We start from the raw sequence: 12,175 nt of genomic DNA, 5'->3' as shown, positions 1-12,175 counted from the left end.
TTATTTCAAGCGTTCTAAAACGCCTTTTCGTTTTACAATATTTTTATAATCCCACTGAATTTCTCTCGATTTTTGAAGCCAACGCTCAATATCTTCTATGTTTATTTCATCTATTGATGTATAAGTTTTTGAGGCATCTTTAAATTTTCCATTTCCGATTTTTAGTTGACTTTCGTCAAAACTGGCACCGCTCCAAAACATCAATCTCAAACCATTTTTTAATTTGTCATAACCCACAATCGGATTTCCATCCAAAAACCAAACGGGATGTGAATGCCAAATTTTTTTTTCGGCTTCAGGTAGATTTTTCATGATAATTTCCGTCAATTTATTACAAATTTCCACGTATTCTGTAGAGTGAGAATTGTTATAGTTTTGAATTTCTGGAAGCATTTTTTTTGTTTAAAAAGTAAATATACAAAAAATCCCCAACGATGAATTGAGGATTGTTTTAGTTTAAAAGTCTGATTGCTGGCGGGAGCATCTTACTCGTGATTATTTAGTATTACTCTACATATTCCAATATATCACCTGGTTGGCAATCTAATGCTTTGCAGATGGCTTCAAGTGTGTTAAAGCGAATGGCTTTGGCTTTTCCTGTTTTTAGGATTGATAAGTTTGATAATGTCAAATCGACTTTTTCGGAAAGTTCGTTTAGTGACATTTTTCTCTTTGCCATCATTACGTCAAGGTTTACTACTATTGGCATATTTATATTGTTAATTCGTTTTCAGCTTGAATTTCGACTCCTTTTTTGATAATAAAAGAAATTATAAATAAAATAATTCCCATAAACAGCCATACATCTCCACCATCAAAACGCAAATCTTCTATTTTTGGTAACAAAATATTTTGGCTTTCTAACCAAGCAGCATAATTTTTTCCGTAGTTGCAAAAAAGACCTATTCCAAATGCTAAATAAGAACTAATTGATATAAATTTTTGTAAAGCATCATTAAAGGGTTTTGCTAAATCTAATTTTTTATCGTGCAACAATTTTATGATAAGGTAAAATAGTATTGCTTTTAGAACCGACACAATAATCATTAAAAATGTTAAAACCACAAAATTTCCCGAGTCGCGCATGAATAAGTTAGATAAGTCTAAACCGTTCCAATAGTTGCTAGCGTTGTTTGTTTTGGTTACAAATGGCAAAATGGTATTTACAATAAAGCCACCAGCTTCAATGCAAATGCCAATGAATATAATCCAAGCGATAAACAGCAATACATAAAGTAATTGTTTGGTGCTAATTTTGATTTCCATACATTTCATTATTTTAAGTTGATGAAGCAAAAATAATAAAAATTTATTGATAAACAATAAAAATATGTTAAATGATAAAATATTTTAGTTGATAATCATTTTAGGAAAATTAAATTATAGATTTATTTTGACTAAATACTTTCACCAAAAGTCAGCAAATTTTTGTCAGGATCTAACAAAGAAAATTCTTTTTGTCCCCAAGGTTTTGTTTCCAATAATCCGTTGGGATGAATCCTTACTTTGGCATCTAAAAGTGTTTGGTATAACGAATCAATTTTATCGGTTCTAATATAAACTTGACCGTAATTTTCGTCTGGATTGAGATCTTTGAATTCAAAAAAATGGAGTTCAATTGCGTCTTTTTCTACCATCAAATAACCATCATAATCTCCAATTTCGGAAAAGCCAAGTTGATTAACATAATAGTCTTTAGTAGCTTTTTTACTTCGCATTGGAAGTTTTGGGTTGATGTTGGTTAGCATGGATATATACTTATTTTTTTAACTTTTTAGTTGTGCTTTCAATTTGATTAATGAAGTCTTTTTCTACTTTAGAAAGTTCATTTTTGGTCAATTCTTTGAATTTTTCAAATTCTAATTTAGCTTTTTCAATGGCTTTATCATGACTAATTGTACCTAAATGATTTAAAATTTCTTGACCTGACATTTTTAGAAAATCATCCAAACGTTCTATCCAATCCTTCATGTACATTGGTTTTTGGTTTAATGCTTGTAATTCAGCAAATTCCAAATAAGCAGTTACAATTCGGTTTAATAGATTTAATTCTTTTTCGTTTAAATAGTTTTTGGCAATCTCAGTTTCTTGCTGAGTAGGCTTTTCTCCTTTAAAATTGGTTAAACCAAGATTTGGTTTTGTTGCATCTATACGCTTATAAATAATCTCGGCCGCTGTATTTCCATGAGCTGCCCAATGCATTTTGTTTTGTATGGTTTTGAAGAAATTTTGAGATGTTTCAACGGTTGGGTCATAATCTATGCTTGTTGAATAAATATCTAAAACCTTTCTCCAAAAAACTTTTTCAGAAGAACGAATGTCACGAATACGAGCTAATAATTCGTCAAAATAGTTTCCGCCTCCAACTTGCTTTAGCAAATCGTCATTCATGGTAAAACCTTTGATTAAATATTCTTTTAATCGTTGTGTTGCCCATATTCTAAACTGTGTACCACGATGCGATTTTACTCGATAACCAACCGAAATTATTACATCTAGGTTGTAGACTTCTATATCTCTTTCCACATTTCGTGTTCCTTCAGTTTGAACTGTTCGGAATTTCCGAACAGTTGAATTTTCATTTAATTCACCTTCAAGAAAAATATTTTTTAAATGTTCACTAATGGTAGATTTTGATTTTTGAAACAAGTCACCTAGTTGAGCCTGAGTAAGCCAAACGGTTTCATCCAAAAGACGTGTTTCTATTTTAGTAACGCCATCTTCGGTTTGATAAATTAAGATAGTAGATTGATTTTCGTGCATATAATAATAAATAGAATTGTAAATATACAAAAAATCCCCAATTCAGTTTTGAGGATATTTTACCTGTCACGCAGAATTTTCTCCATTTTGCGACCTTTGGCTAGTTCATCTACAAGTTTGTCTAAATAGCGGATTTGTTGCGTTAACTCGTTGGTGATTTCTTCTACGCGATAACCGCAGATTACACCTGTTATCAAATGCGCGTTTGGGTTTAGTTGGGCTTCTTTGAAAAACTGCTCGAAGGTAAGTTTGTTTTCTATGGTTTTTTGTAATGCTTTTTCATCGTAACTCGTTAGCCATTCTATCACTTGGTGGAGTTCTTCTTTAGTTCTGTTTTTCTTTTCTACTTTGGTTACATAGTGCGGATAAACCGATGCAAATGTCATTTTGGCCATGCGCTCATCGTGGTGGGCTGTGCTGCTCATGTTTAGAAAGTTAAATTTTCAACTATACAAAGTAAAAGAAATAGTTAGTCAGTACCAATTTTGCACAAAAAAAGTGCCAAAATTTCTTTTGGCAACTTTCTTAGTATTAACTCTTAAATTATGAATTACTCTGTAGTAACATTTATATAACGTGAAATTGGTTTTGGTATTGTGTTGTTAAAATTTCCATTTTTTGTAAGAATATTAAATTCAATATTATTGACTAACATAATTTTTTGTTTAGTTTGATATTTTCATGAGTTAGCCTAAAATACCACGCTTGTAATTCATGAACAAACTTAAGCCCAATTACTGGATTGTCTCCATATGGTGGTTCAACATATATTGATGTGTAGTATAAATTCCCTGTTGATTTTATTATCCAGTCTAAATCTGTAGTTTTATTTCTGATTTTTGACCCAACTTTTAAATTGAATCTATTGAGCCAGTCTTCATTTAATTCTATTGGACTCCAATCTTTATCAGAAATATTTTTTTTTCCTGAAATTTTATTTATTATAGTAATTTGATTTATATCCATATCAATTACTTCAAAAATTTCATTGTCATGGTATATAAATGCTCCTTCAACAATCTCAGGATTAACTAAACTCTCAATGTCAAAATTTTTCATTTTCATTTTTTTAATTCGTAATTAACTCTTCGCTTTGATTTCTAAACACCAATTGTCCGTCGAAGCTGTCTAGCAAAATGATGCTGTCGGTGGTGACTTTGCCAGCTAAAATCTCTTTGCTCAATTGGTTCAAAACTTCTCTTTGTATCACTCTTTTTACAGGGCGAGCACCATATTGTGGGTCGTAGCCTTTTTGTGCCAAATAATCGATGGCTTCGGGTGTTGCATCCATAGTGATGTTTTGATGTGCCAGCATTTTGACCACGCCTTTGAGTTGCAATCCGACGATTTCTCTAATGTTGGCGTTGGTTAATGGCGTGAACATTACAATTTCGTCAATACGGTTTATAAACTCTGGGCGAACGGTTTGTTTGAGCAATCCCAAAACTTCCACTTTCGCAGCTTCGGTTACGGCTTCGATGTTGCCTTTTAGATTATCAAATTTCTCTTGTATAATAGCGCTTCCCATGTTGGAAGTCATGATGATAATCGTGTTTTTGAAATCGGCCACACGACCCTTGTTGTCGGTCAATCGTCCTTCGTCTAAAACTTGCAACAAGATATTAAACGTGTCGGGATGCGCTTTTTCAATTTCGTCTAACAAAATCACAGAATACGGTTTTCTACGCACGGCTTCGGTCAATTGTCCGCCTTCGTCATAACCTACATATCCTGGAGGCGCACCAACCAAACGGCTAACACTGTGGCGTTCTTGGTATTCGCTCATGTCAATTCTGGTCATGGCGTTTTCATCATCGAACAAATATTCGGCTAACGCTTTTGCTAATTCGGTTTTACCAACTCCAGTGGTTCCTAAGAATAAGAACGAACCAATAGGTTTTTTCATGTCTTGCAATCCGGCACGACTTCTACGAACGGCATCACTCACAGCTTCAATAGCTTCTTCTTGACCAACTACTCTGTGGTGCAATTCGTCTTCTAGTTTCAAGAGTTTTTCTCTTTCGCCTTGCAGCATTTTCATTACTGGAATTCCGGTCCATTTGGCTACGACTTCGGCAATATCTTCGCGTGTTACTTCTTCTTTTATCAAGGAAGTGCCCGATTGATTTTCGGCTAATTGTGTTTGCAAAACATCCAAACGTTCTTGCGCTTCTTTGATTTTTCCGTAACGAATTTCGGCTACTTTTCCGTAATCACCATTACGTTCGGCTTGCTCGGCTTCGGTTTTGAAATCTTCAATTTCTTGTTTAACGTTTTGAATATTGTCAACGACATCTTTCTCTGATTTCCATTTGGCGAAAATCTCATTTCGATCTTCTTTTAGATTTGCCAAATCCATTCCCAAACCTTTCAATTTGGTTTCGTCATTCTCACGTTTGATAGCTTCCATTTCGATTTCCAACTGCATGATTTTTCTATCCAAAACATCCAATTCTTCGGGTTTTGAATTAATTTCCATACGCAATTTAGAAGCCGCTTCGTCCATCAAGTCAATAGCTTTATCTGGCAAAAAACGATTGGTAATATAACGTTGTGAAAGCTCAACAGCCGCAATAATAGCATCATCTTTGATACGCACTTTGTGGTGGGTTTCATATTTTTCTTTGATACCACGCAAAATCGAAATCGCACTTTCGGTATCAGGTTCATCGACCATTACTTTTTGGAAACGGCGTTCTAATGCTTTGTCTTTCTCGAAATATTTTTGGTATTCGTCTAAAGTTGTCGCACCAATCGCACGCAATTCTCCACGAGCCAAAGCAGGTTTTAAAATGTTAGCGGCATCCATTGCACCTTCGCCACCGCCAGCACCTACAAGCGTGTGAATTTCGTCAATGAAAAGCACGATATCGCCTTCGGCAGAAGTTACTTCTTTTACAACCGCTTTTAGACGTTCTTCAAATTCACCTTTGTATTTCGCACCTGCAATCAGCGCACCCATATCTAAAGAAAAAACGATTTTGTCTTTTAGATTTTCGGGAACATCGCCATCAACGATTCTATGTGCTAAACCTTCGGCAATGGCTGTTTTACCAACACCAGGTTCACCCACCAACATAGGATTGTTTTTGGTACGACGCGTTAAGATTTGCAATACACGACGAATTTCTTCATCACGACCAATTACAGGATCGAGTTTGCCACTTTTGGCTAATTCGTTGAGGTTTTTGGCGTATTTATTCAAAGCATTATACGTTTCTTCGGCAGAAGCAGAAGTAACGCGTTCGCCTTTTCTGATTTCGTTGATAGCGGCTTCAAGTCCTTTTTCGGTAACGCCTTGATCTTTCAGAATTTGAGCAACTTTGCTTCTAGATTTGAAAATAGCCAATATCAAATGTTCGATAGAAACGAATTCGTCGTTCATTTTTTTGGCAATGATTTCGGCTTCGTTCATAGCCGTTCCAGCATCACGTGAGAATTGTAATTCGCCACCCGAAACCTTTGGAAAACTTTGAATAGTGCTATCCAATACTTTTTTGAAAAGCTCCACATTGACGTTGAGTTTTTTCAAAATAAAAGGCGTCACGTTTTCATCGACTTCTAAAATACCTTTGAAAATGTGTTCGTTTTCAACTTGTTGTTGACCGAAACTTTGTGCAATTTGCTGTGCTTGTTGCAAAGCTTCTTGCGATTTGATTGTGAATTTAGTGATGTTCATAATTTATACTGTTGAGACAAGGCATTGCCTTGTCTGTATTTTTTTTAATTAATTCTATTTATTATTCTTTTAAAGAATTTCGTCAATATGTGTTCCAATCGTTATTTTCGGTCAAAATGGCTGATTTTGAGTGATAATTCTTTTAAAGTTACGACAAAATGGCTTTGTAGATGTCAATTTTTCTTCTTTTTTACATACTAAAATGAATTCTATTTAGTTAATAATAAAAAATAGAGTTATGAAAGTAGTAATTGTTTCTTTGGTTTTGTTGTTTTTTTGTTCTTGTCAAAATTCTTCTCAAAATAATCCTTTGGATAAACTTGCTGTTCTAGATGTAAAACTCGGAACGCCAGATTATGGTGAATGGCGATTTGAACATCCAGAATCGAAACAAAGTTTTGAAAAATATTGTGCTATAAAACCTGTTACAATTTCGAGTAAGCAAAAAGTGATTTACCTTCAACCTATTGGGAACTTTACTCCAGAAGAACATGAAATTGTTGTAAAAACTGTTGAATATGTTGGTTTGTTTTTTCAATTGGAAACAAAATTATTGCCAATTGTTACAGAAGATGCTATTCCGAGTAATAAAAAAAGAATGAATAGTGGAATTGAACAATTGGACGCGAGTTTTATAATAAATGAAATTTTGCCAAAGAAAATTCCTGATGATGGAATTGTAATTATGGCAATTACTGCTAAAGATTTATATCCAAATGAAAATTGGAATTATGTTTTTGGTTTGGCTAGTTATAAAAAAAGAACAGGTATTTCTTCTTTCAACAGATTTCTAACCGATAATGATTATACACTTTGTTTGAATAGAATTTCGAAAACGGCTGTTCATGAAATTGGACATATGTTTTCTATTAGTCATTGTCAAAATGCGGTTTGTTTGATGAATGGTGTCAATCATTTACCTGAATCAGACACCAAACCTAATGCTATGTGTTCAGAATGTTTAAAGAAATTATCATGGAATTTGAAATATGATGATGTTAAACGATTAAAAGAATTGGCAAATTTTTTAAAAGTGAATCATTTAGATAAAGATGCTTTAATTTTGCAAAAACAAGTAAAAGCTATAAATTAAAAATCCCAAGCTTTCACTCAGGATTTAGAAGATTCTATTTTGAGAAATTACATTTTAAAAGGATACCATTTGATATCTGAATTGGATGAATTCACAACATTTTCTATAAATGCCATTCCGCGAACACCGTCATTTTCATTTGGAAAATCTAGCATGATTTCGGTTGGTTTTTCACCTTTTAATTCAAATAATAAAGTTAGCGCGAAGTTTTTATAAATGTTAGCAAAAGCTTCTAAATAACCTTCAGGATGTCCGCCAGGTGTTCTGCAATTAGAAGTCATAAACGGACTAAGATTTTCGTAATTTCCACCAGCTCTTAGAATTTGTGTCGGAGCATCAAGCCATTTTAATAACAATGTATTTGGTTCCATTTGATGCCATTCTAGACCGCCTTTTTCTCCATAAACTCTAATTTTTAAAGCATTTTCTTCGCCAGCAGCTACTTGCGAAGCCATTAAAACTCCGTTGGCACCATTGTTAAAACGAAGCAATACATTTCCATCGTCGTCTAACATTCTACCCGCAACTTTTATTTGTAAATCAGCACACAATTCGGTGATTTGCAAACCAGTAATATATTCAGCCAAATGAGCCGCGTGTGTTCCAATATCGCCCATCGAGCCACTTTTTCCACTTTTAGAAGGATCTGTTCGCCAAGCAGCTTGCACATTTCCTTCGCGTTCAGATAATTTGGATAACCAACCTTGCGGATATTCCACCCAAACTTTTCTAATGGTGCCTAAATCACCATTTTTGAGCATTGCTTTGGCTTGTTTCACCATCGGATAACCCGAATAGGTATGCGTTAAACATAATCTTTTACCCGTTTCTTTAACTTTAGCTTGAAGCTGAATTGCTTGCTCGTAAGTTAACGTCATTGGTTTTTCTAAAACAACATGAAAACCTTTGTCTAATGCCATCATGGCTGGTTCAAAATGGGCAAAGTTCGGTGTTACTATGGTTACAAAATCTATTCGTTCATTTTCAGGAAGAGCTGCTTCTTTAGTTAGCATTTCTTCATAAGTAAGATAGATTCGGTTTTTATCCAAGAATAAATCTTCACCAGAGGCATTTGCAAGTTCGGGATCGACACTTAGCGCGCCACATTTTATTTCTATCAAACCATCCATCCATAATGCGTGTCTGTGAATTGCTCCGATGAAGGCGCCACGACCACCGCCAATCATTCCCATTCGTAATTTTCTTGCGTTCATAAAATTGTGTTTTAGGTAATTACAAATGCAAACTTGCGGAAAAAAAAGTAGGTTTCCAACAAAATAAAATTAAAAATTCTTTTATTGCTTGAAAATGAAGCATTTATTTTTTTTGTTAACTTTTTTAACTAATTTTATTTATGTTAAATGAAATTAATTTGTAAGTTTGATGAATTAAGTAAAAAAATAATCACTTTTTTTTACATATTGAATAAAAAATTATCAATTAAAAAGCAATTTATACAATGAAATTTACTACTAAAATTCAACTTTCGGTTATGATGTTTTTCAATTTCTTCATTTGGGGAATTTGGTTTGTAACTATGGGAACTTTTTTAACCAAAGGTGATATTGGGGCAACAGGAGCACAAACAGGAATGGCTTATGGAACACAATGTTTAGGCGCCATTGTAGCACCTTTTATAGTTGGAATGATTGCAGATAAATTTTTTGCGGCTCAAAAGATTTTGGGAATTTTACACTTAATTGGCGGTGTATTGCTTTATGTGATTTCAAGTAGCACCAATTTCGACTCGTTTTATTCGTTGTTGTTGATTTATATGATACTTTTTATGCCAACATTAGCGTTGGTAAATTCAATTTCATTAAACCAAATTAAAGATGCCGAGAAAGAATTCTCTAAAATTAGAGTTTGGGGAACAATTGGTTGGATTGCTTCAGGATTAATAATTGGTTGGATGGCTTGGGAAGCTTCTCCAAAAACATTAAATATTACTTTTTTGGTAGCTTCAATAGTATCGGTTGGTTTTGGAATTTATAGTTTCTTTTTACCAAATACGCCACCTCCAAAAGCAGGAAAATCAGTTAGTTTTTCTGAAACAATTGGTTTAGACGCCTTGAAAGTTTTAGCAGATAAAAATTATTTAGTTTTCTTTATTGCTTCTATTTTGATTTGTATTCCTTTAGCATTTTATTATGGACAAGCTAACCAATTTTTGAATGAAGTTGGAGTAGAAAGTGCCGCTGCAAAAATGACTATGGGTCAAATGTCGGAAACTTTATTTTTGTTCCTAATGCCACTTTTCTTTGTTCGTTTCGGAATCAAACAAATGTTGTTAATTGGAATGCTTGCATGGGTTTTACGTTATTTATTATTCGCTTACGGAAATGTAGATGATAGCCTTTGGATGCTTTATGCAGGTATTATTTTACACGGAATTTGTTACGATTTCTTCTTTGTAACAGGGCAAATTTATACCGACCAAAAAGCTGGCGAAAATGTTCGTTCATCAGCACAAGGTTTGATAACACTTGCAACTTATGGCGTTGGAATGTACATTGGTTTTTATGTAGCTGGAATGATTGTAGATCAAAACGCAATAGATGCTGGACATAACTGGAATAAAATCTGGATTTTCCCATGCATATTCGCCGCTGGAATTTCATTAATGTTCTTTGTTTTCTTTAGAGAAAAAGCTAAAGCTAAAATTGAGGCTTAATTATGAATAGGAGAAAACTCATCAAGAATTTGGCATTAGGAAGTTTAGTTTTTCCTAGTGTAGTTAATGCAGTTGCCAATATTGATGAGAAAGCTACTATTGAAACTAATAAAAAATTAAAAGGAAACATAAATCATTCCGTTTGCCGTTGGACTTTTGACCAACTTTCAATAGAAGAATTGTGTGTTTTGGTCAAAAAGATTGGTTTTTCAGCAATCGATTTGGTTGAGCCAAAAGATTTTCCAATTCTGAAAAAATACGGGATCGATTCTTCCATGTGTACTGGTGCTCACATAAGTTTGACCGAAGGATGGAACGAACCAAAATACCATGAAGTTTTAATCAATAACTATTTAAAATATATTGACTTAGTTGCCGATGCAGGTTATAAAAACCTAATTTGTTTTAGCGGAAATCGCAACGGAATGACCAACGAAAAAGGTTTGAAAAACTGTGTGGTGGGATTAAAACAAATTATGGCTAAAGCTGAAAAAAGAGGCGTTATAATTCAAATGGAATTGTTCAATAGCAAAGTCAATCATCCTGATTATATGGCAGATTCGTCAAGTTGGGGAATTGAATTGTGTAAACAGCTTGGAAGTGAAAATTTCAAATTGCTTTATGATATTTACCATATGCAAATTATGGAAGGCGATATCATAAGCACAATAAAGAAAAACCATCAGTATTTTGGACATTATCACACGGCTGGTGTTCCTGGTCGAAATGAAATTGATGATTCTCAAGAATTATACTATCCAGCTATTATGAAAGCTATTGCCGCTACTGGATACAAAGGCTATGTGGCACAAGAGTTTATGCCATTGGCTAAAGACAAAGAAGCGGCTTTGCAAAAAGCAGTTCAAACATGCGATATTTAAAAATAAGGTACTAATCATAACTAATTACTAAAAAAAATGGCAGAAAATCAATACGATGCGATTGTTGTAGGTTCCGGAATTTCGGGAGGCTGGGCAGCAAAAGAATTGACTGAAAAAGGATTGAAGGTACTACTTCTTGAAAGAGGTCATAACATTGAGCATATAAAAGATTATGTTGAGCAAAATAAGCCAGTTTGGGAATATCCACATCGTCATTACAGACCAACAAAACAGATGATTGAGGATTATCCTGTGCTAAAAAGAGATTATCCACTTAATGAGAGAAATCTTTCTTATTGGGCAAGTGATAAAGAAAATCCATATACCGAAACCAAACGTTTCGATTGGTTTAGAGGCTATCATGTTGGAGGGCGTTCACTTATGTGGGGAAGGCAAAGTTACCGTTGGAGCGATTTAGATTTTGAAGCTAATTTAAAAGATGGAGTTGCGGTAGATTGGCCAATTCGTTATAAAGATATTGCGCCTTGGTATTCTTATGTTGAAAAATTTATTGGTGTGAGTGGTTCAAAAGAAAACTTACCACAATTACCTGATAGTGAATTTCTACCGCCAATGGAATTGAATGTTATTGAGAAAACAGTAGCATCAAAAATTAAGGAGCATTATAAAAATACACGAACTTTAATTATTGGTCGTGTTGCTCACGTAACCAAAGCCATCAAAGACAGAACTCCATGTCAATTCCGAAATATGTGTTGGAATGGATGTCAGTTTGGAGGTTATTTTTCTACACAGTCTTCAACATTGCCAGCTGCTGTAAAAACAGGCAATTTGACTTTGAGACCTTTTTCGATTGTGAAAGAAGTTAATTATGATAAAACTACTAAAAAAGCAACAGGAGTAACTGTTATTGATGCCGAATCAAATGAAGAAATGGTTTTCAATAGCAAAATTGTTTTCTTGTGTGCGTCGGCTTTTAATTCTACTTGGATTTTAATGAATTCAGCTAAAGACGTATGGAAAGATGGATTAGGAAGCAGTAGTGGTGAGTTAGGTCATAATGCGATGGATCACCATTTTAGAGTAGGTGCTTCGGGCGATTTTGATGGACATGAAGATTCGTA

Annotated in this window: 13 protein-coding genes; 4 read left to right on the top strand and 9 right to left on the bottom strand. The window is 34.0% G+C overall.

Annotated elements, in window-relative coordinates:
* From O9267_RS13290 to clpB, 8 genes are all read right to left on the bottom strand, one after another.
* Entirely contained in the window at positions 1–393 is a 393-nt protein-coding gene (locus O9267_RS13290; RefSeq protein ID WP_298180358.1) for a DUF1801 domain-containing protein, read from the bottom strand.
* Between the two features lie 112 nt (positions 394–505).
* Positions 506–709, bottom strand: coding sequence for a helix-turn-helix transcriptional regulator (locus O9267_RS13285; RefSeq protein WP_298180356.1), 204 nt, complete (start codon positions 707–709; stop codon positions 506–508).
* A gap of 2 nt (positions 710–711) precedes the next feature.
* Positions 712–1,266, bottom strand: coding sequence for a DUF2975 domain-containing protein (locus O9267_RS13280; protein WP_298180355.1), 555 nt, complete (start codon positions 1,264–1,266; stop codon positions 712–714).
* Positions 1,267–1,397: 131 nt separating this feature from the next.
* Positions 1,398–1,748, bottom strand: a complete 351-nt coding sequence (locus O9267_RS13275) for a VOC family protein (protein ID WP_298180353.1) — start codon at positions 1,746–1,748, stop codon at positions 1,398–1,400.
* Between the two features lie 10 nt (positions 1,749–1,758).
* Positions 1,759–2,763 carry a virulence RhuM family protein gene (locus tag O9267_RS13270; RefSeq protein ID WP_298180350.1) on the bottom strand — a complete coding sequence of 335 codons (1,005 nt, stop codon included), beginning with the start codon at positions 2,761–2,763 and terminating at the stop codon, positions 1,759–1,761.
* 59 nt (positions 2,764–2,822) lie between these two features.
* Entirely contained in the window at positions 2,823–3,188 is a 366-nt protein-coding gene (locus O9267_RS13265; protein WP_298180348.1) for a DUF2200 domain-containing protein, read from the bottom strand.
* Positions 3,189–3,411: 223 nt separating this feature from the next.
* Positions 3,412–3,822 carry a hypothetical protein gene (locus tag O9267_RS13260; protein ID WP_298180346.1) on the bottom strand — a complete coding sequence of 137 codons (411 nt, stop codon included), beginning with the start codon at positions 3,820–3,822 and terminating at the stop codon, positions 3,412–3,414.
* 10 nt (positions 3,823–3,832) lie between these two features.
* Positions 3,833–6,442, bottom strand: a complete 2,610-nt coding sequence (gene clpB, locus O9267_RS13255; protein ID WP_298180343.1) for an ATP-dependent chaperone ClpB — start codon at positions 6,440–6,442, stop codon at positions 3,833–3,835.
* A 238-nt stretch (positions 6,443–6,680) separates the two neighbouring features.
* Between clpB and O9267_RS13250 the strand changes: the two genes are divergently transcribed.
* Positions 6,681–7,535: an archaemetzincin gene (locus O9267_RS13250; RefSeq protein WP_298180341.1), complete on the top strand. Its 855-nt coding sequence runs from the start codon at positions 6,681–6,683 to the stop codon at positions 7,533–7,535.
* 47 nt (positions 7,536–7,582) lie between these two features.
* Here O9267_RS13250 and O9267_RS13245 read toward each other — a convergent pair whose 3' ends face one another.
* The gene (locus O9267_RS13245; RefSeq protein WP_298180339.1) at positions 7,583–8,749 is read right to left on the bottom strand and encodes a Gfo/Idh/MocA family oxidoreductase; all 1,167 of its coding nucleotides are present in this window, start codon (positions 8,747–8,749) and stop codon (positions 7,583–7,585) included.
* A gap of 245 nt (positions 8,750–8,994) precedes the next feature.
* On the opposite strand from O9267_RS13245, the gene O9267_RS13240 reads away from it, so the two are divergent.
* The 3 genes from O9267_RS13240 to O9267_RS13230 form a co-directional block, all read left to right on the top strand.
* A complete protein-coding gene (locus tag O9267_RS13240; RefSeq protein ID WP_298180337.1) occupies positions 8,995–10,209 on the top strand; it encodes a nucleoside permease in 1,215 nt (404 codons plus the stop codon).
* 2 nt (positions 10,210–10,211) lie between these two features.
* Entirely contained in the window at positions 10,212–11,090 is an 879-nt protein-coding gene (locus tag O9267_RS13235; RefSeq protein WP_298180336.1) for a TIM barrel protein, read from the top strand.
* A 36-nt stretch (positions 11,091–11,126) separates the two neighbouring features.
* Positions 11,127–12,175 (top strand): GMC family oxidoreductase (locus O9267_RS13230; protein WP_298180334.1); only part of this gene is annotated, 1,049 nt, incomplete at its 3' end.

It is taken from the genome of Flavobacterium sp., assembly GCF_027531705.1.
Taxonomy (GTDB): Bacteria; Bacteroidota; Bacteroidia; order Flavobacteriales; family Flavobacteriaceae; genus Flavobacterium.
The sequence above is the reverse complement of the archived record's forward strand: the minus strand, read 5'-3'. Positions and strand labels throughout refer to the sequence as shown.

Coding starts and splice junctions, on each gene's coding strand:
- O9267_RS13290 (WP_298180358.1), bottom strand. CDS start 393: ATGCTTCCAGAAATTCAAAACTATAACAATTCTCACTCTACAGAATAC.
- O9267_RS13285 (WP_298180356.1), bottom strand. CDS start 709: ATGCCAATAGTAGTAAACCTTGACGTAATGATGGCAAAGAGAAAAATG.
- O9267_RS13280 (WP_298180355.1), bottom strand. CDS start 1,266: ATGGAAATCAAAATTAGCACCAAACAATTACTTTATGTATTGCTGTTT.
- O9267_RS13275 (WP_298180353.1), bottom strand. CDS start 1,748: ATGCTAACCAACATCAACCCAAAACTTCCAATGCGAAGTAAAAAAGCT.
- O9267_RS13270 (WP_298180350.1), bottom strand. CDS start 2,763: ATGCACGAAAATCAATCTACTATCTTAATTTATCAAACCGAAGATGGC.
- O9267_RS13265 (WP_298180348.1), bottom strand. CDS start 3,188: ATGAGCAGCACAGCCCACCACGATGAGCGCATGGCCAAAATGACATTT.
- O9267_RS13260 (WP_298180346.1), bottom strand. CDS start 3,822: ATGAAAAATTTTGACATTGAGAGTTTAGTTAATCCTGAGATTGTTGAA.
- clpB (WP_298180343.1), bottom strand. CDS start 6,442: ATGAACATCACTAAATTCACAATCAAATCGCAAGAAGCTTTGCAACAA.
- O9267_RS13250 (WP_298180341.1), top strand. CDS start 6,681: ATGAAAGTAGTAATTGTTTCTTTGGTTTTGTTGTTTTTTTGTTCTTGT.
- O9267_RS13245 (WP_298180339.1), bottom strand. CDS start 8,749: ATGAACGCAAGAAAATTACGAATGGGAATGATTGGCGGTGGTCGTGGC.
- O9267_RS13240 (WP_298180337.1), top strand. CDS start 8,995: ATGAAATTTACTACTAAAATTCAACTTTCGGTTATGATGTTTTTCAAT.
- O9267_RS13235 (WP_298180336.1), top strand. CDS start 10,212: ATGAATAGGAGAAAACTCATCAAGAATTTGGCATTAGGAAGTTTAGTT.